Below are 17,663 nucleotides of genomic sequence, written 5' to 3'. Positions count from 1 at the left end.
GGGAATCGGACGTGGCCGTGCGGGCGGAGCGAGCCGCCCGCCGCCGGCGCGGCCGGTCAGCGCCGCTCGCCGCGCCGACCGGGCCGCTCGGCGAGCAGCGCCGGCCGGAACACCCCGTCCGGGTCGTACCGACGCCACGCCCGGGCCACCCGGGTGCCGGTCTCGCCCGGGTAGATCCGGTCGAACGCCGCGCGGTCCGGCCGCGCCTCGAAGTTGACGTACGCCCCGTCGGTGTGCCGGGCGACGCCCCGGAAGGCCGCGTCCAGCGCCGCCCCGTCCTGCGGCGGGAAGACCGAGGCGACGACGAGCGTGTGCTGGTGCCGGTGCGGATACGCGGTCGCCTCCGGCGCCACGTCGTTGACCGCGCCACCCACCGATCGCAGCTGCATCAGTGCGCGCTGCGGTCCGGTGACCGCCCGCATGACGGCCCGGGCACTCGCCTCGTCCATCTCGGGCAGCAGGCCGTTGGTGGTGAGCGAGGGCTGCTGCCCCACGTTCGGGTGCAGGTGTGCCGGCGGCACCAGGGCGGAGTACGGCACCAGGTCGGTCCGGTGCTCCAGCAGCTTCCCGATCTCGAGCAGCGGCTGCACGGTGGGCCGGACGCGGCCCATGCTCTCCGCGGCGACCACGGCCGTGATCTGCATGACGGCCGACGACCCGTACGGGAACAGCACCGCCGCCGTGGCGAGCTCGCGCGGCGCCCGGGCCAGGTATGCCCCCCACTCCCGCAGGGTGCCGCCGTCCGGGCGGGCCTCGACGGCGAGCTGGGCGACGCCGACCCTGCGGATCTCGGCCGCCTCGATCTCGAACGCCACCACGATGCCGAGGCCCGCGCCGGCGCCCCGGGCCGCCCAGAACAGCTCCGGCTCGTGCTCCGCGTCCGCCCGCAGCACCGTCCCGTCGGCCAGCACCACCTCGACCGCCCGGACGTGGTCGATGGTCAGCCCGTACGAGCGGACCAGCCAGCCGACCCCGCCGCCGGTGGCCAGGCCGCCGACGCCGACGTTGCCGTGGTCGCCGGAACTGATCGCCAGGCCGTGCGGGGCCAGCGCCCGGGCGACCATCGCCCAGCGTGCCCCGGCCTCGACCCGGACCAGCCGGCTCCGCCGGTCGAGCACCTCCACCCGGTCCAGCGCGGACAGGTCGATCACCACCCCGCCGTCGCTGGCGGAGGAACCCGACAGGCCGTGGCCGCCGCTGCGGACGGCCACCGGCAGCGCCTGCTCCCGGGCGTAGCGGACCGCGGCCACCACCTCCGCGGTGCTGGCCGGCAGCAGCACCGCGGCCGGGTTGGCCCGGGTGGTGTACGTCGATCGGAGCATCGCGTACCGCCGGTCGCCGGGCGTGACGAGTTTGCCGGTCAGCTGCTCCGGCAGAGTGGATCGCAGGTCGTTCATCGCTGCCCCCTGATCTGACGTACCTGCTCGCGAACGGTCGGCACCACCTGTGCGGCGAAGACCTCCAGCTGGGCCCGGTGTGCCGTGATCGGCCAGAAGACAAAGGTGTCGAAGCCCAGGTCGGTCGCCCATCCGGTGAGCGTGTCGACCCACTGGCGCACGTCGCCGACGAGGCCGGTGGCGCCGCGGTACGGGCCGATGGCGCCGATCACGTTGTAGATCCGCCGGATCGCCGTCGGATCCCGGCCCGCCGCGCGGGCCGCGTCGTCGATGATCTGCTGGCGGGACGGCACCTCGGCCGGCGGCACGTAGATGTTCAGCGGCGAGATCCACCCGTCGGCGTGCCGGCCGGCGACGGTGAGCATGCGCGGTCGCTGGCCGCCCAGCCACAGCGGCACCGGGGCCGGCGGCACCGGCCCGGCCTGGTAGCCCTCGACGTTGTGCTGGTCGCCGCGGAAGCGCACCGCGTCACCGGCCAACGCCCGCCGCATGATCTGCAGCGCCTCGGCGGTGTACGCCACGGTCGCCGGGCCGCTGCGCCGGGGGCCGCCCATGGCGGCGATGGCGTCCGGGCTCGGGCCGCCACCGACGCCGAGGACCACCCGGCCGCCGGTCAGCACGCTCAGCGACGCGGCCGACTTGGCGAGCATGGTCGGCGGGCGCAGTTGCAGGTCGGCGACGTCGGTCAGGAACGAGATCCGCTCCGTCTCGGCGGCCAGGTGGCTGATCAGCGTCCAGGTGTCGAAGTAGCTCGGCTGGTAGGCGTGGTCCTGGACGGCGAGGTAGTCCAGTCCGCCCCGGATGGCGGCCTGAGCCAGTTGTCGGGTTTCCCGGATTTTGTCGACTGAAGGATCGAGGCTGACCCCGAAGGTCAACGGCTGGTGGTAATCGGTCATGGGCACAAGGCTGCGGGCGCCGGGCCGGCTTGCCAAACCCGAGGTTAGCTGCTAACACTTTGTAAGTGACTAACCGAAAGCCCATCGGTCTGACCTACCAGGAGATCGACGACGCGGGCTGCCGGGTCTTCCAGGACGCGCTGGAGCTGGTCGGCCGCCGGTGGACCGGGGCCATCCTGCTGGCCGCCGCGCGCGGCGCCCGCCGCTTCGGCGAGTACCGGGCGGCGGTGGGCGGGATCTCCGACCGGCTGCTCGCCCAGCGGCTCAAGGAGCTGGAGGCCGACGGGTTGATCGAGCGGACGGTGATCCCGACGTCCCCGGTGCAGATCCGCTACGCCCCGACCAGCGACGGGGTGGAGCTGATGACGATGCTCCAGCCCCTGATCGACTGGGGGCACCGGCGTCGGGGGAGGTCGCTCCGCGGGCCGGGCGCCGGCCCGGCCGGCGGTGCCGACGACGCCGGGCGCTGACGGGCTGCGGTGACGACGCCCGCCGCCGTCGAAAGTGTCGGTTGTGGCCGGTACCGTCCCGGCACCAACTCAAGAAGGGGTGCGAGCGATGGCGAGCGTGGCGGGTCGGGAAGCGGCGTCGACACGGGACGGGCACCCCCCGCTGGACCGGGCGGTGGTGCAGCGTTTCTACGACCGGATGCGCGCGGTCGCCCCGGCCGCGGTCGGCGCCATCGAACGGGACCGGGCCGGTGACCCGGGCCGGGCCTTCGGCGACACCGCCTGCGGCCGGCTCGTCCGTTCGCTCGACGATCCGGGGCGCCGCGCGCTCGGCATGTGGGTGCACCACTGGTGCATGCGGTTCTACGACGACGACACCCGGGTGGGCCTGCGCCTGGTCCGGGAGATCGCCGGCCGCTCGGGGCTGGGCTGGACGGCCGACGAGGTGCGCTGGATGCTCCGCGAGTCGTACGCGGCCGGCCCGGCCGCCGGCGCCCGCTTCACGCTGCCCCTGGCCGCCGCCGCCGAGCTGGCCCCGGGAGAGCTGACCGCGGAGGAGCTGCCGGCCGGCCCACCGGCGACCGGGTCGGCACCCGGGATCGAGCCGCTGCCCGCCGCGCCCGACGCGGGGCGGCTGGCCGCCGTGATCCCCCGCCAGCCCCGGCCCGCCCACCGCGACTGACCGGTGCGCCGGTCCACCGGTCGGGGTGGCACCTGCCCGACCACGGCGGCGCCGACCGCCACCGCGAAGCCGGCCAGCTGCCAGCCGGTCATCGCCTGGCCGAGCGCGACCCAGCCCAGCACGGCGGCGGTCAGCGGGCTGAGCGCCCCGAGCAGCGAAACCTGGGTGACCGGCAGCCGGGCGGCGCCGCGGAACCACAGCGCGTACGCCAGCGCCGTGCCGACCAGCGTCAACCAGGCGTACCCGGCGAGGGCCGGCAGGTCGGGCGCCACAGGCCGCCCCTCGACCGCCAGCGCCAGCGGCACCACCATCAGCCCGCCGGCGGTGAGCTGCCAACCGGTTGCGGTGAGCGTGCCGACCCCGGGCGGGCGCCCCCAGCGGCGGGTCAGCACCAGGCCGGTGCCCATCCCGGCGGTGGCGGTCAGCCCCGCCACCACGCCGGCCGGGTCGAGCCCGGCGGTCGGGCGCAGCACGACCAGGGTCACCCCGATCAGCGCCGCCGCCGCGGCGACCAGCGCCCGGGGCCGGGGCGGTTCGCCGAGCAGCAGCACGGTCAGCCCGGCGACCAGCAGCGGCTGGATGGCGCCGAGCACCGCGGCGGTGCCGCCCGGCAACCGGTAGGCGGCGAAGAAGAGCAACGGGAAGAACGCCCCGATGTTCAGCGCGCCGAGCACGGCAGAACGCCACCACCACGCGCCGTGCGGGCGGTGCCGGGTGAGCGCCAGCAGCAGCAGGCCGGCCGGGAGAGCCCGGAGCACGCCGGACCAGAGCGGTCGGCCCGGCGGCAGCAGCTCGCTGGTGACCAGGTACGTCGTGCCCCAGGTGACGGGGGTGACGGCGGTGAGCAGGGTGTCGGCCCAGCGGCGGTCCATCGCGGTTCCTCCAAGCTAGCTTTCCGCTAAGTAGCTTAGCGCTAAGCTACTTAAGGACAAGCGAAAGGGGAAGTGCGGGGTGCGGCACAATCCGGAGGTGGCCCAGTGGGATGACGTGGACGACATCGTCGAGCAGTGGCGGCGCGAGCGGCCCGACCTGCGGCCCGAGCCGATGGCGGTGTTCGGCCGGATCTACCGGCTCGCCCGGCTCGTCGGCGACGAGCAGGAACGCGTCTACGCCCGCTGGTCGATCAGCCGTGGAGAGTTCGACGTGCTGGCCACGCTGCGGCGCGCGGGCGAGCCGTACACCCTGGCGCCGAAGGCGCTCGCCGCCTCGATGATGCTCACCTCGGGCGGGATGACCGGCCGGCTGGACCGGCTGGAACGCGCCGGGCTGGTCCGCCGCTCGCCCGACCCGGCGGACCGGCGCGGGCTCCAGGTCACGCTGACCCCGGCCGGGCGGCAACTGATCGAGGAGGCCGCCGAGGCGGGGCTGGCCGTGCAGCGCCAGGTGCTCGACGCGCTGCGCCCCGAGGACCAGGACCGCCTCGCCGACCTGCTGCGTACGCTGCTGGGCGCGGTCACCGACCGGGAGCGGTGACCGGCGCGCGGACCGGGCGGCCACCGGCGCCGCCGGCTCGGGCAGGATGGTCAGCGCCAGCCCCGACGGAAGGACGACCGTGCCCGCCAGCGAACCGACCATCCTCGCCACCAGCATGGGCATCTATGCGCCGCGCCGCGACCGCGAGCCGCGCCGGATCAACCCGGTCTTCGACCTGGCCGCCGAGCTGGCCGGTGCCGGGTCGCAGCCCAGGATCTGCTTCCTCAACCAGGCCGAGGGCGACCAGCCGAGCACGCTGACCCGGGTCTACGAGGCGTTCGCCGGCAGCCGGTTCCGGATGTCGCACCTGGCGCTGTTCCCGATGCCGAACGTGGACGACGTCCGCGCCCACCTGCTGGCCCAGGACGTCGTCTGGGTCGGCGGTGGCAGCGTCGCCAACCTCTGCGCGGTCTGGCGGGTGCACGGCCTGGGCGAGATCCTGCGCGAGTGCTGGGCGGCCGGGGTGGTGCTGGGCGGCGTTTCCGCCGGGTCGATCTGCTGGCACGTCGGCGGCGCCACCGACAGCTTCGGCACCACACTGCGCGGCTTCACCGACGGGCTGGGCTGGCTGCCCTACGGCAACGGCGTGCACTACGACAGCGAGGAGCAGCGCCGGCCGCTGATGCACCGGCTGGTCGGCGACGGCACGCTGCCGACCGCGCACTGCACCGACGACGGCACCGGGCTGCTCTACCGGGGCAGCCGGCTGGTGGAGGCGGTCGCGGACCGCGAGGGGGTCTCGGCGTACGAGGTCAGCCGCGCCGACGACGGCACGATCCGGGAGACCCCGATCCCGCCTCGGCTGCTCGGCTGATCCAACTTGTAGATCCTGGTGGGAAAAGGACCCCTCCAGGTGTCGTTTCCCACCAGGATCTGATTCGCCCGGCGTGCGACGCCGCACCGGCCGCCAGGGCCGGCGGTCAGCGGCGTAAGCTGGCTCGTCGTGAGTCTCACCATCGGCATCGTCGGCCTGCCCAACGTCGGCAAGAGCACCCTGTTCAACGCGCTGACCAAGAACGACGTGCTCGCGGCGAACTACCCGTTCGCCACCATCGAGCCCAACGTCGGCGTCGTCGGGCTGCCGGACGAGCGGCTGCACAAGCTCGCCGAGATCTTCAGCTCGCAGAAGGTGCTGCCCGCGCCGGTGTCGTTCGTCGACATCGCCGGCCTGGTGCGCGGCGCCTCCAAGGGGCAGGGCCGGGGCAACGCGTTCCTGGCCAACATCCGCGACGCCTCGGCGATCTGCCAGGTGGTCCGGGCCTTCTCCGACCCGAACGTGGTGCACGTCGACGGCAAGGTCTCCCCGGCCGACGACATCGAGACGATCAACACCGAGCTGATCCTGGCCGACATCCAGACGCTGGAGAAGGCGGTGCCGCGGCTGGAGAAGGAGGCCAAGCTCCGCAAGGACCGGGCCGCCGCGCTGACCGCCGCCAAGCAGGCCGTCGAGCTGCTCGACACCGGCGTCACCCTGTACGCGGGCGCCAAGGACGCCGGCATCGAGCTGGAGCACCTGCGCGAGCTGCACCTGCTCACCACCAAGCCGTTCCTGTACGTCTTCAACGTCGACGAGGCGGAGCTGGGCAACGCCGAGTTCCTCGACGAGCTGCGCGCGCTGGTCGCCCCCGCCGAGGCGATCTTCATGGACGCCAAGATCGAGTCCGAGCTGGTGGACCTGCCCGAGGAGGAGGCCCGCGAGCTGCTGGAGTCGATCGGGCAGAACGAGCCCGGCCTCGACCAACTGGTCCGGGTGGGCTTCCGCACGCTCGGCCTCCAGACTTACCTCACCGCCGGGCCCAAGGAGGCCCGGGCTTGGACCGTCCCGATCGGCGCGACCGCGCCGGAGGCCGCCGGGGTCATCCACTCCGACTTCCAGCGCGGCTTCATCAAGGCCGAGGTGGTCTCCTACGACGACCTGGTCGCGGCCGGTTCGATGGCCGCCGCCAAGGCGGCCGGCAAGGTCCGGATCGAGGGCAAGGAGTACGTCATGCAGGACGGCGACGTCGTGGAGTTCCGCTTCAACGTGTAGGCGGGGCGCGTCCGCGCAGGTCACCGGGCATGTCACCCCTCGCTAGTCCGCAGGGAGTCCGCAGGACGGCTCAGCGTCTCCGTCATCAGCGCCGCCGCAGCCTTCCGGGTCCGGTCCTCAGCGGTCGGCCAGAGGTGCGAGTAGACCTTGAGGGTCACCGCCGCGCTGGCGTGCCCGAGGGCCCGTTGCACCGTCACCACGTCGCAGCCCTGGGCGATCAGCCCGCTCGCGTAGTAGTGCCGTAGGTCGTGCAGCGTGACCCCCGCGACGCCGCCGTCACGGCACGCCTTGCGCCACCAGTAGCCAACCGTGTTCTGGTGCGGCGGGTCGCCCGGCTCACCCTCGAACAGCCAGCGCCGCGCGTCCGTACCGGGCCGATGGTCGGCGACGTGCCGCGACAGGATCTCGACCAGATCGGGCGCCAGGAAGACGGTCCGCTCACTGCCGTACTTCGGTGGCGTCACCAGCACCGTGCCACCCGGCCCGCGCTGCACCTGCCGCCGCACCTGGAGACTGCGGCCGAGGAAGTTGACGTCGCCGACCTGCGTGCCGGCCGCCTCGCCGAGACGCAGCCCGGCGAACGCGGCCAGGGCGACGAACGCCACGAACCGCGGGCCGGCGGCGTCCAGCAGTGCCCGCACCTGCTCCGGGGTCGGTAGCTCCATCGCCGCCTCGGCGCGACGGGTCCGGGGCAGGCTCACGCCCTTGCTCGGGTCGGACGGGATCAGCCGATCGCGGACCGCTGCCCGCAGCACCGAGCGGACGTTGTTGTACCGGGTCCGGATCGTGCCCGGCGCCAGGCCTCGGGGTCGGCCCTCGCCCCGGTCGGCGGTCTGCATGGCCTTGACCCACTGCTCGATGTGGGACCGGCGCAGCGCCCGCAACTCCACCTTGCCGAAGGTCACCGAGCCTGCGGCGAGTTGCATCGCCTTGTCGGTGCCGGACGCCCACACCTGCCGGGATGACCAGTCGGCGAAGAACGCCGCGAAGGTGACCTTGCCGGCCTTCGGGTCGACGTACTGGCCGGTGACGATCGCGGCCGTCTTCTCGTCGAGCCACTGCTGAGCGTCGACCTTCCGCACGAAGTGCTTCGCGTGCTCCTTGCCGGCCTCGTCCCGGTAGCGGGCTCGGTACTTGCCGTCAGGGCGTTTGGCGATGCTAGCCACGCTGGCGTTCCTCGTACTCCCGAATCATCGCTTCCATCGTCCGGCGCTGCCCGGCCACGTTCCGGCGTGCGTCGATGAACTCTGCGAGAACCGCGTCCTGCTCTTTCACCACCCGCTCGAACTCGGCGGTGGCGCGCTGTTCTTCGGCCCGTAGTTGCTCCAGCTTCTTCTGCGCCCACTCGTACTCGTCATCCGTGAGGGTGGGCAGCGTGGCGGAGTAGTCCTGGAGGTCGAGCCCGAGCAGCTTGGCCAGCGCGGTTACCTCGTTGAACCGGATCGCTCGCTCACCGCGTTCCAGCCGGGCGACGGCAGTTTGGTGCAGCTCAATTCCTGATGACTCCCGAAGGTGTCGCGCTAGGGCCTCTTGGCTCCATCCCCGTATCTCGCGTGCCTCGCGGACCTGTGCGCCGAAGCGCTGCTCTGCCGATGAAGAGTCGGTATGCGTCACGCGCATGAGCCTAGATGCGGTGGCAGCTTGACGGCAAGCGTTGGTCATGCTTGAGTTCATGAGCAGATCGCATCACGACGCGATGCGGCAGACGCATTGGAGCCGTCATGGACAAGTACCTGACCACCGAAGAGGTGGCCACCATCGCGCGCACCTCGCCGAGCACCGTCCGGTACTGGCGCCACATCGGCAAGGGTCCCCGCGGGATCAAGCGTGGCCGGCGGGTGCTCTACCCGGAGAGCGCCGTAGCGCAGTGGCTGGCCGCCGAGGACGAAGAGGCGAAGGTGGCCGCCTGAGATGACCACCGAAGCAAACGCCCGCCCCGCGGCGAACGGGACGGGCGTCGAGCAGGTCGGCGAGACCAGTAGCCATCCTACGGGTCTCCTGCGTGCCTGGCACGAACAGACCGAGTGGGAAGGCCGGCACCAGTACGCCGAGGGCTACGCGGACGGCTACGCCGCCGCTGAGCGCGCCATCGCCAACGAGATCACCGAGGCCCTCGGCGTCCGGCCGATGGACTCCCGCACCGTCATCCGCTGGCTTGTCGCTGGCGTTGGCGTCGCCCGGAAGGACGCGCCGGCATGACCGACCCCACCGAGCGCGCCGCCATCGAGGCGGCCATCGCCCGCATTGCCGAGGACCAGGCCGCCGACGGGTGGGACGACCCGCTGCCCCTCGGGTGGCACGCCGACCTGCCGCCGTTCCCGGTCGATGCCCTGCCGCCCGTGCTGGCCCGGTTCGTTCGCGGCCTGGCGCTGGAGGTGCAGACCCCGGCCGACCTGCCCGGCACGGTGGTGCTCGGCATCCTCGCCGCCTGCGTCGGCGGCAGGGTGGTCGTGGTGGTCCGTCGCGGGTGGCGGGAGCCGACGAACCTGTTCGTCGTGCCGGTGATGCCGCCCGGCTCCCGCAAGAGCGCCGTCATCACCATCTGCCGGTCCCCGCTGACCGAGGCAGAGGTGGCCCTGGCCGAGCAGGTCGAGCAGCTCATCATCGACCGGCGCACCGAGCGGGAGATCCGCGAACAGCTCGCCGACAGCGCGAAGCGGGCCGCCGCCAAGGACGGCGACCCCGTGAAGATCATGGAAGCGCAAGAGGCGGTACGCACGGCCGAGCAAGTCGTGGTACCGGCGTGGCCGCGCTTGACCGCCAGCGACGCCACCCCGGAAGCCCTCATCACCCTGCTCGCCAACCAGGGTGGACGCATCGCCGCCATCTCCGCTGAGGCGGGCATCTTCACCGCGCTGACCGGCCGCTACAGCCGCACGCCCAACCTAGATCCGATCCTGATGGCGCACGCGGGCGACGCGATCCTCGTTGACCGACGCGGCCGGGAGCCGGAGCGGGTCGACGCCCCGGCGCTCACGCTGGTCGCCTCGATCCAGCCGTTCGCGCTGCGCGAGCTGGTCGACCGGCCCGACTTCGGCGGCCGTGGTCTGCTCGCTCGGATCCTGTGGGCACTGCCCGTCGACAACACCGGCCACCGCGACGTGGAGCCGCCGGAGATGCCCGAGCGGGACCGGGAAGCGTACCGCCACCTGGTCTACGACCTGGCGCTCTCGATGGCCGAGCGGGACACCCCGGCCCTGCTCACGCTTTCCGAGGCGGCCCGGAAGGTTCACCTGGAGTACCACCGCACCGTTGAGGCCCGGCTGCGCCGCGGGGGCGAGCTGGGCGCCGACCTCGTGCGGGAATGGGGATCCAAGCTGGCCGGCGCGGTCGCCCGGATCGCCGGCTGCCTCCACGCCGCCAGCGCGCCGCTAGGCGACCCGATCAGCGAGGCCACCATGCGGGCCGCCGTCGAGTTGGGCGACTACTACCAGGCCCACGCCGTCGCTGCTCTGGCGCCCGGCGGGGACGACAAGGAAACCGCCAACGCCCGGCTGCTGCTCGGCTGGCTGGTCGACAAGGGACTCGCCCGGTTCAAGCTGCGCGACCTCCAGCGCACCGGACCGAAGACGCTGCGCAAGGCAGCCGACGCCCGGCCGGTGCTCGACGACCTCGCCGACAAGGGATGGATCCGCGAGCACCAGAACGGCGGGTGGGAGGTCCACCCGCGTGCCGCTCAACTGCTGAAGGCGGGCGACACGGGCGACACGGGCGACAACCCGAGCGTTTCCGCAGGTCACGACCTGTCACACCCTGTCGCCCCAACTGTCGCCCCGGCGGGCGACACGGGCGACACCAGCGAGCCGCACCCCTGGAATGTCGCACCTGTCGCCCCGGCGGGCGACAACACGGGCGACACCATGTCGCACCCGCTGACCAGCACAAACACCGAACCTGTCGCCCCTGTCGCCCCTGTCGCCCCGCTCGGCTGGTCCGACGGCGACACCTGCCCCGCCTGCGGCTGGGGCATGACCGACGCCCCCCACATCGAGAACTGCGAAGGAGCCTGACTATGAGCGAGTTCGTCCCGCAGTCCTACCCGCTCTACCTCGCCCAGGCGGAACCCGATGACGGTCAACGTCGCGTCATCGTCCGCCGCGTTGTCGCTTGGCACGCTCTCGGCGACTACCTGACACCCGTCTGCACACCGAACCTGACCCGGCAGATCGGCGTTGCCCCGGTGGAGTTCAGCCGCGAGCGGCTGTACCTGTACGCGGACACCGAGGCCGAAGCAGCCCACCGGATGGAGCGGATCCTCGCCGAGCGCGACCGCCAGGCGATCGAGCGCCTAACCCGCGAGGCGACAGCGTGACCAGCAACGGCCCGCTGAGAGCCACGCAGAGCCAAGATCCGACCCTTCCGAGGGGTACGGGCACAACCCGCCGACGCACCAAGCCCCGCACACGCCGCGGCACCGGTCGCGGCCGGGGACGACACGAACAGGAGAGCCGTGAAGCCGCTCCGCTACGACTTCCCCGACCGGATGCGCGGCCTGTCCAGCGCCGCGCGGGAACTGAACCGCCTCCAACGGTCCATGTCCGTCGCCTACCACCGCCGCGACAAGTTCGCCCTCGACTACCTCACCCGCCGCCACAGGCGCGCTGAGAGGGCCCTCGCAGTCCTACGCACCCAACAACCCACCACAACGGAAGGAACCCCGGCATGAGCAACGCAGACCACGAGATGCGCGAGTACACCCGCAAGCTGTTCAGCACCGACCCGCACGAGGTCGAGCCGGAGCCGGAGCGCACCCGCAGCAACCACGTCCCCCACGAAGGCCACAACCCGGAACGCACGCCGGACGGAGACGAAGCGATGCGCGACTACACCCGCGAACTGTTCGACCGCGCCTACTTCACCAACTGACCACCGAAGGAGCACACACCATGAACGCCTTCACCACCCGAACCGCGCTCACCATGATCCGGCAGCACTTCCGCAACCTCGGACTCACGCTGCCCGACAAGATGACCGCCGACCTGCAAGCCCTCGACACCGCCGCCGGCAACCTCACCACCCTGCGCCCCAACCCCCGCGGCCTCGGCGGCGCCATCCTCGACGCCCTGACCGCCGGCAACGACCCGGCCACCGACGCCGCCGTCCTCACCGAGCTGGCCCGCCAGCAACTGGCAACGAACGCCGACCGCCTCGTCGGCGACATGGTCGAAGAACGCCGCGACGCCATCCTCAACAGGCACGCGCCCGCCCTGCTCGACGCGCTCACGCCGGTCACCGCCGCCGCCGACAAGGCACTGGTCGACGCCCGCGAGCAGATCGGCGACCAGCTCGACCTGACCGACAAGGCCGTCACCGGACTCCGGCCCGGCCAGATGGCCGCGTGGGGCGCCGCCCGCGAGCACGCCGCCCGCGTCGAGCTGGTCGCGCAGTGCTGGTCAATCGTCGCCCAGTACGCCGGACTGGCCAGCATCCCCCACGACAAGCGCCCCCTGGTCCTCGCCGACCTGACCGCCGAGCAGCTCGGCGAGATGGGCCACCGGCCCAGGACTGACGCGGTGATCGCCGCCGGCCACCGGCTCAGCCTCGCCACACCCGAGGAGTTCACCGCCCGATGCCAGCGCGTCGACGAGCAGCGCCAGCAGGCCGCCGCGAAGTTCGAGGCCGCTCGCAACGCCGCGCTCGCCGGCCGGCGAGCAGCCGCCTGACGCCCCAGGGGGAGGGCCCCGCCCCGGGCCCTCCTCCGCACTTCCCCGGCTTAGGCGAATCTCTCTCTGGGCTTTTTTCCACCGGGGGTCCGTACGGCCGCAGACACGCGAAAAGGCCCGCCAGGGGCGATCCTGGCGGGCCTTTCGCTGTGTCTGGTCAGGCTGCCTGGCGTGCTGTGCGCCGGGCTCGGTTCCACAGTCGCCGGCCGATCCGTAGCCGCTTGCCCGTCGACGAGCACCAGCGGCACGGGCGGGACAGCTTCCGCTTCCGCTTGCTGCGGTGGTGGCCCTTGCCGTCGCACAGCCAACAGTCGCGGAACGGCCGCACGATGCACGAGGCGGCGTAGCCGAGCAGGACCACGAGGATGATGCCGGTCGCGGTGAGTGTGCCTCTCATCAGGTGCCTCCTGGGGTGGTTTCCGGGGCCGCGGCGGGGGTGCCGCGACCAGGGGGCGATTCGCTGTTTCCGCTGGTGGCTGGCCGCGACCACCCTGGTCGCACTTCCGCGACCGTGGGGCGTGTCGCGACCAGCCCCGCGACCTACTCGGCGGTGATCTCGCGCTGCTGCTGGGCGGCGTCGAGCGCCGTCCGCCGGGCGCCCTTGACGTTCTTGCGCCCGACCTTCACGTCCTGCGACTCGACCCCGTAGCGGGCGAGCGACTCGCGGACCATCTCGGCGGTCACGCCGGCGTACATCTCCGGCCACTGCGCGGCTAGCCGCTCGGCGAGCACCGCCCACGGCAGGCCGGCGTCGCCGGGCCGGAGCACCGCCCGCGCGTCGGCGAGCATGTCCCGCGCCTCGACCCGCTCGACGTCCTCGCCGATGACCTGGCCGCGCAGCTGGGCAGCGCGGGCGAGGATCGCCGCGGTGGCCTTGTGGTCGGGGAAGAACGACCGGACGCTGCCCGGCTTCTCCAACCCGGTCAGCACGCCCCAGCCGGCGTCGACCCGGGGCCGGTACACCGTGGCGGTCAAGCCCCGCTTGTACGCCCCCGTCCCGAGGATCATGTCGTTCTCGACCTGGCCGCCCACCGACAGGCACCAGCGGATCGTGACGCACCGGGTGATGTTCGGCGGCACGCTGTCCCGGTCGGCGATCTGCGTGGCCAGCACCAGGATGATGCCCAGGGCGCGGCCGCGCTTGGCGACCCGCTCGGCGGCGTCGGCGGCGTCCGGGTAGGCCAGGAACAGCTCGTGCACCTCGTCGAGCAGGATGAACACCGGGTGCAGCCCGCTACCGCGCTTGGCGGCCAGCTCGGGCGTGACCTTGCCGAGCGGGGCGTCTCCGCGCTCCCTGGCCCGCTTGATCCGGTCACCGCGGCGCTCACACTCGGCCAGCGCCCACGCGAGGACGTCCCGCCCGGTCGACAGCGCCTCATCGTCGACACCGCACGCGTACGTGCTGCACAGGTCGGCCATGTCGAGGAAGTCACCGGTCCCCTTGAACTCGGCAATCTTGAGCTCGCACGTGGGGTCGAGCGCGGCGATCGTGGCCAGCGTCCGGGCGGCGTACGACTTGCCGGAGCCCGGCTGGCCGCCGATCAGCGCGTTCGACTCGAACAGCGTGATGGACACCGGCCGCTGCCGGGCGTCGGTGCCGAACGGCTGCGCCTCGAAAATGCTGGTCCGCGCCGTCGGCGCAGCGAGCGACCAGCGCGGCTGCCCCATCTTGGACGACGGCTGGTAGCCCACCCACAGGTCGACCTGCCCCGGGTGGTCGGGGCCGACCTCCGGCCACACCTGATCGACGGGCAACCGCAACGCTGCCGCGAGGTTGTCGCGCTTCTCGAGGACGGCCGTTGCCACGATGGCGCCGGGCAGGTTGAACCGGGCCAGCCAGCCCGGCCCCTCCTTGTGGATACCCGGCGGCGGGAACGTGATCTGCCCCGGCTCCTTGACGCCGATGCCCAGCGCCACGACGGCGGCGCGGACCATCTCGCCGGTGAGCTTGGTGAACGCCTGCCGGGTCACCACCCGGTCGAGGATGGGCCGATCAGCCGGGCGGCCGTGGCGGGCGGCGATCAGCACCAGGGCGACGGCCACGCAGTACCAGCCGACCGGCGGCAGGTCGGCGACCACGCCGGCGACGACCGCCAGCAGCACCAGCAGCGCGGCGGCGCCGACCACCCACCAGCGGGCGGCGGACGACTTCGCGCGGGTCCGGTCGAGGGACTGCCACGTGTGGGGATCGTTCTTGCTCGCGGCCTCTTGGCGTAGGTGCCAGTTCTCCCGGCCGCCGACCGCCCACCACAGCACCGACGCGGCGGCCCGCCACGCGCCGCGCGGGGCGTAGACGGCCACCTTCGCGGCGTACTTCGGCGACCTGGTGACGTGGTACGCGGCTGTGTGGAGGCCGTAGGCGGCCGACCAGCGGGCCAGCGCCCGGCGGCCGTCCGGCGAGCGCAGCACCGCGGGGACGATCGGGCGCCGCTGGTCGGTGCGCGACACGACGTCGGCGAAGGTGGCGCGACGGTCCGCCGGGTCGACGGGGCCGCCCACCTTGTCGGCTTCGATGACGTGCTGCTCTTCGTCGTACTCGAACGGGATGACGGTCATGGTCAGTACCTCCCCTGTGCCTGCTCGGCGAGGTTGGTCACACGCACGGCGGCCACGTCGAGCAGCTCGCGGCGGGACATGGTCTGTTCTTCGGTCAGTTCGCGGTCGATGAACGCGGCGAGGGCGCGCAGCCCGCCGGCAACACCGGCGAGCCGCGCCTCCAACGTCGGGCAGTAGGTGCAGTCGCTGCTCACGCCGGCACCTCGACCGGTGTGCCGTTGACGTGCGTTTCCGCAGCGTCCGGCGTGGTTGGTGACGGCAGATAGCGGCGGGCGGTGGACTCGCTGACGCCGGCTTTCGCCGCCACCTGGGCGACGGTTCCGGCGGGCAACTTGGCGGCAGCACGGGCCACCTTCTCGGCGCTGGTGAGCGACCGCGGGCGGGGCCGGCTGGTGGCCGGCTTGGCGTCAGGTACGGCCGGCGGTGGCGTCACCGGGGCCGGCTGGTCGACGACCACGGGCGGCGGCACCTCGGCGGGCAGCGGCTTGCCCGACCGGGCCAGCACCTCCACCGCCAGGAGGAACGACACCGCAGGGACGGCGGCCACCATGCGGGCGGTGGCGCTCGCCTCGGCGGACGCCACGTTCGCCGCCAGGGTGGCGACGACACCGAACACCAGCGCGACGCGGGCCGACAGTCGCGGCCGGCGCCGGTTCCGCTTGTCGTCGAGCATCGCCAGGGTGGCCACCAGGATCAGGCCGTCGATGGCCAGCGGCAGCACCGCCGCCACGCTGACGTGCTCACCAGCGGACGTGGCCACGTCGTAGATGTGCCGGTAGGACGCGAAGCCGGCCACCGCCGCCACGAGGGCGGCAGCGGCACGGCTGGTAGCGGTGGACAGGTTCACCGGGTCAGCTCCTTCGGGCGCTGGGCGAGCTGGGCGCGGGCGTGGTCGCGGCGGATCGCCGCGGCGGTGGAGTCGGCGTGCCGCTCGACCAGGTGGCGGGCGACCAGGAACACGGCCAGCGGCGTGCCGGTGCCGCCGGCGAGGATCAGCAGGACATACCTCATCGGGCACCCCCGGCGAGGTCGAGCAGCTTGCGGAGCTGGTGCGTCAACACCCGCGCCTGACGGGTCGGCATCAGCACCTGCTCGACGTCCATGCCGGTCGTGACGGTCATGCTCAGGTGCGGCTCGGAGCCCGGCCGCCACGTCTGCATGAGCGCGACGTCGAGCACCGTGTCCTCCGGGCGACCGGTGTCCACCGGCAGCGGCTCGGAGACGTGAACGCGCAGCCGCTCACACTTCGCTCGGACGCACCAGCGCGGGTGCTCGGTCGGGGCGTTCACCGGTCACCGCCGTCGAGCAGGTCGGCGGCGGCCAGCAGCGCGGCGGCCAGGGTGCGCGCCTGCTCGGGCGAGCCGGACCAGCCGGCGACCTGCTCACCGTCCGGGTAGCGGCCCTCGGTGCCGGGGGCGACGGACAGCGTGATCCGGGCGGGCTGGGTGACCTCGCCGCGCTCGGTGACCGACTCCACCAGCACCGTGGCGGTGCTCTGCTGGTCGATGTAGCAGGTGTGCGCGGCGGTCAGCTCGGTCAGGATCCGCTCGTGGCCGAGGCCGATCGAGAACCCGTCGACCTCGGTGACCTGGCCGCGGTGGTCCTCCGAGCACCACACGGGGCAGCCGGAGCGGATCGCGCGGGCGAGCTGGTACACGCCGGCCGGGTTGACGCTGGCGGCCCGCGCGAGCAGGTCGGCGTCCTCGTCGGACAGCGCGGGCTCGACGACGGCGCGACCGGTGTACGGCTGGTTCGCCGGCCAGCGGCCGACGTTGGCGCCCGTCCGGCGGATCGCGGCCAGGTCCACGGTGTCGGCGTCGATGAGGCGGTTGGCGGCGGGGACGGGTGCGTGTGCTGAAATGGTCATGGGTCGGGGCTCCATCCCGATCAAGGGCCCGGACCACAGGTGCGCTAACACCTGCCGGGCCCGTCTTCGTTGAATGTGTTTGAGCGTATGCGACAGACGCATAATTGGCAATGCTTACGGCGCATCGGTCCGCAGTGAGTCCGCAGGATGTCCGCAACCAGCCAACGCAAACCAACGCGACTAGCGTCTATAAACGCAGGTCAGAGGGCATGTTGATCTCAACATGCAGGTCACAGGGGTGCGGTCAGGAGTTCCGCTTCAACGTCTGAATCCGGCCGTGTCCGATCCATGCCCGATGAAACGGTCAACACCGGTTCGAATGGGTGCTCGGGTGGCCGCGATCTGCACGCCCAGTGCCGATTGAGTTGCCGGCCTGGTTGCCGAGCGTGTAGATCAATCCGATTCCCAAGCTGACAGTCGTCCTGCAAGGTGGCCGTGTGAACGCTTGGCAGTCGATCGACGATCTGATCGTGCAACGGCGCATCATCACGGCAGTGCAGGCGATCCGTGAGGCGGAGGGGTGCAGCCTCCAGCGAGCGATTGACGTCTTCTGTGAGCGGTACGAGCTTCTGCGGCGGACCAGGCCCGATGACTTCAAGGTCTCCCGCGATGAGTACTGGCACGGCGTCTACACCTAAGTGGGTACCGAGC

22 protein-coding genes and 2 pseudogenes are annotated in these 17,663 nt (G+C 72.5%); 12 read left to right on the top strand and 12 right to left on the bottom strand.

Features of this window, described 5'->3' with window-relative positions; genetic code table 11:
• Window positions 1–56 precede the first annotated feature (56 nt).
• Complete coding sequence (locus tag AC1WTP_RS02620; protein WP_481647629.1) at window positions 57–1,397, bottom strand: FAD-binding oxidoreductase; 1,341 nt, start codon at window positions 1,395–1,397, stop codon at window positions 57–59.
• The gene (locus AC1WTP_RS02615; protein ID WP_481647628.1) at window positions 1,394–2,293 is read right to left on the bottom strand and encodes an LLM class flavin-dependent oxidoreductase; all 900 of its coding nucleotides are present in this window, start codon (window positions 2,291–2,293) and stop codon (window positions 1,394–1,396) included. The genes AC1WTP_RS02620 and AC1WTP_RS02615 overlap by 4 nt, the downstream gene beginning before the upstream one ends.
• A 65-nt stretch (window positions 2,294–2,358) precedes the next feature.
• Here AC1WTP_RS02615 and AC1WTP_RS02610 point away from each other — a divergent pair, with 65 nt between their 5' ends.
• Both AC1WTP_RS02610 and AC1WTP_RS02605 read left to right on the top strand, forming a co-directional pair.
• A complete protein-coding gene (locus AC1WTP_RS02610; protein ID WP_481647627.1) occupies window positions 2,359–2,763 on the top strand; it encodes a winged helix-turn-helix transcriptional regulator in 405 nt (134 codons plus the stop codon).
• 88 nt (window positions 2,764–2,851) lie between these two features.
• Window positions 2,852–3,283: pseudogene (locus tag AC1WTP_RS02605) on the top strand (hypothetical protein); the annotation flags it as partial.
• Between the two features lie 194 nt (window positions 3,284–3,477).
• On the opposite strand, the pseudogene AC1WTP_RS02600 reads toward AC1WTP_RS02605, so the two are convergent.
• A pseudogene (locus AC1WTP_RS02600) lies at window positions 3,478–4,296 on the bottom strand (EamA family transporter); the annotation flags it as partial.
• A gap of 97 nt (window positions 4,297–4,393) precedes the next feature.
• Here AC1WTP_RS02600 and AC1WTP_RS02595 point away from each other — a divergent pair.
• The 3 genes from AC1WTP_RS02595 (at window position 4,394) to ychF (ending at window position 6,926) form a co-directional block, all read left to right on the top strand.
• Window positions 4,394–4,897: a MarR family winged helix-turn-helix transcriptional regulator gene (locus AC1WTP_RS02595; RefSeq protein ID WP_481647626.1), complete on the top strand. Its 504-nt coding sequence runs from the start codon at window positions 4,394–4,396 to the stop codon at window positions 4,895–4,897.
• Between the two features lie 79 nt (window positions 4,898–4,976).
• Window positions 4,977–5,711 (top strand): Type 1 glutamine amidotransferase-like domain-containing protein, encoded by a 735-nt coding sequence (locus tag AC1WTP_RS02590; RefSeq protein WP_481647625.1) that lies wholly within the window; start codon window positions 4,977–4,979, stop codon window positions 5,709–5,711.
• Window positions 5,712–5,840: 129 nt separating this feature from the next.
• Window positions 5,841–6,926, top strand: a complete 1,086-nt coding sequence (ychF, locus tag AC1WTP_RS02585; RefSeq protein WP_481647624.1) for a redox-regulated ATPase YchF — start codon at window positions 5,841–5,843, stop codon at window positions 6,924–6,926.
• Between the two features lie 32 nt (window positions 6,927–6,958).
• Here the strand turns inward: ychF and AC1WTP_RS02580 are convergent, their stop codons facing one another.
• Window positions 6,959–8,092 carry a tyrosine-type recombinase/integrase gene (locus tag AC1WTP_RS02580; RefSeq protein ID WP_481647623.1) on the bottom strand — a complete coding sequence of 378 codons (1,134 nt, stop codon included), beginning with the start codon at window positions 8,090–8,092 and terminating at the stop codon, window positions 6,959–6,961.
• Complete coding sequence (locus AC1WTP_RS02575) at window positions 8,085–8,540, bottom strand: helix-turn-helix domain-containing protein (protein ID WP_481647622.1); 456 nt, start codon at window positions 8,538–8,540, stop codon at window positions 8,085–8,087. The genes AC1WTP_RS02580 and AC1WTP_RS02575 overlap by 8 nt, the downstream gene beginning before the upstream one ends.
• 107 nt (window positions 8,541–8,647) lie before the next feature.
• On the opposite strand from AC1WTP_RS02575, the gene AC1WTP_RS02570 reads away from it, so the two are divergent.
• The 6 genes from AC1WTP_RS02570 (at window position 8,648) to AC1WTP_RS02545 (ending at window position 12,589) form a co-directional block, all read left to right on the top strand.
• Window positions 8,648–8,836 carry a helix-turn-helix transcriptional regulator gene (locus tag AC1WTP_RS02570; RefSeq protein ID WP_481647621.1) on the top strand — a complete coding sequence of 63 codons (189 nt, stop codon included), beginning with the start codon at window positions 8,648–8,650 and terminating at the stop codon, window positions 8,834–8,836.
• Window position 8,837: 1 nt separating this feature from the next.
• Complete coding sequence (locus tag AC1WTP_RS02565; RefSeq protein ID WP_481647620.1) at window positions 8,838–9,125, top strand: hypothetical protein; 288 nt, start codon at window positions 8,838–8,840, stop codon at window positions 9,123–9,125.
• On the top strand, window positions 9,122–10,936 hold the full coding sequence (locus AC1WTP_RS02560; protein ID WP_481647619.1) for a YfjI family protein: 1,815 nt from the start codon (window positions 9,122–9,124) through the stop codon (window positions 10,934–10,936). The genes AC1WTP_RS02565 and AC1WTP_RS02560 overlap by 4 nt, the downstream gene beginning before the upstream one ends.
• Before the next feature lie 2 nt (window positions 10,937–10,938).
• Entirely contained in the window at window positions 10,939–11,238 is a 300-nt protein-coding gene (locus AC1WTP_RS02555) for a hypothetical protein (RefSeq protein ID WP_481647618.1), read from the top strand.
• Window positions 11,239–11,588: 350 nt separating this feature from the next.
• Window positions 11,589–11,792, top strand: coding sequence for a hypothetical protein (locus AC1WTP_RS02550; RefSeq protein WP_481647617.1), 204 nt, complete (start codon window positions 11,589–11,591; stop codon window positions 11,790–11,792).
• Between the two features lie 20 nt (window positions 11,793–11,812).
• Complete coding sequence (locus AC1WTP_RS02545) at window positions 11,813–12,589, top strand: hypothetical protein (RefSeq protein WP_481647616.1); 777 nt, start codon at window positions 11,813–11,815, stop codon at window positions 12,587–12,589.
• 157 nt (window positions 12,590–12,746) lie between these two features.
• Here AC1WTP_RS02545 and AC1WTP_RS02540 read toward each other — a convergent pair whose 3' ends face one another.
• The 7 genes from AC1WTP_RS02540 to AC1WTP_RS02510 form a co-directional block, all read right to left on the bottom strand.
• Window positions 12,747–12,986, bottom strand: coding sequence for a hypothetical protein (locus AC1WTP_RS02540; RefSeq protein WP_481647615.1), 240 nt, complete (start codon window positions 12,984–12,986; stop codon window positions 12,747–12,749).
• Between the two features lie 143 nt (window positions 12,987–13,129).
• On the bottom strand, window positions 13,130–15,145 hold the full coding sequence (locus tag AC1WTP_RS02535) for an FtsK/SpoIIIE domain-containing protein (protein WP_481647614.1): 2,016 nt from the start codon (window positions 15,143–15,145) through the stop codon (window positions 13,130–13,132).
• Between the two features lie 2 nt (window positions 15,146–15,147).
• On the bottom strand, window positions 15,148–15,339 hold the full coding sequence (locus AC1WTP_RS02530; protein ID WP_481647613.1) for a hypothetical protein: 192 nt from the start codon (window positions 15,337–15,339) through the stop codon (window positions 15,148–15,150).
• Entirely contained in the window at window positions 15,336–15,992 is a 657-nt protein-coding gene (locus AC1WTP_RS02525) for a DUF2637 domain-containing protein (protein ID WP_481647612.1), read from the bottom strand. Before AC1WTP_RS02525 ends, AC1WTP_RS02530 begins: the two co-directional genes overlap by 4 nt.
• Window positions 15,989–16,156: a hypothetical protein gene (locus AC1WTP_RS02520; protein WP_481647611.1), complete on the bottom strand. Its 168-nt coding sequence runs from the start codon at window positions 16,154–16,156 to the stop codon at window positions 15,989–15,991. Before AC1WTP_RS02520 ends, AC1WTP_RS02525 begins: the two co-directional genes overlap by 4 nt.
• Window positions 16,153–16,434 (bottom strand): hypothetical protein, encoded by a 282-nt coding sequence (locus tag AC1WTP_RS02515; protein WP_481647610.1) that lies wholly within the window; start codon window positions 16,432–16,434, stop codon window positions 16,153–16,155. Before AC1WTP_RS02515 ends, AC1WTP_RS02520 begins: the two co-directional genes overlap by 4 nt.
• Window positions 16,431–17,012 (bottom strand): hypothetical protein, encoded by a 582-nt coding sequence (locus AC1WTP_RS02510; protein WP_481647609.1) that lies wholly within the window; start codon window positions 17,010–17,012, stop codon window positions 16,431–16,433. Before AC1WTP_RS02510 ends, AC1WTP_RS02515 begins: the two co-directional genes overlap by 4 nt.
• A 437-nt stretch (window positions 17,013–17,449) precedes the next feature.
• Here AC1WTP_RS02510 and AC1WTP_RS02505 point away from each other — a divergent pair, with 437 nt between their 5' ends.
• The gene (locus AC1WTP_RS02505) at window positions 17,450–17,650 is read left to right on the top strand and encodes a hypothetical protein (protein WP_481647608.1); all 201 of its coding nucleotides are present in this window, start codon (window positions 17,450–17,452) and stop codon (window positions 17,648–17,650) included.
• Window positions 17,651–17,663 lie beyond the last annotated feature (13 nt).

The organism is Micromonospora sp. R311, assembly GCF_056780015.1.
The sequence above is the reverse complement of the archived record's forward strand: the minus strand, read 5'-3'. Positions and strand labels throughout refer to the sequence as shown.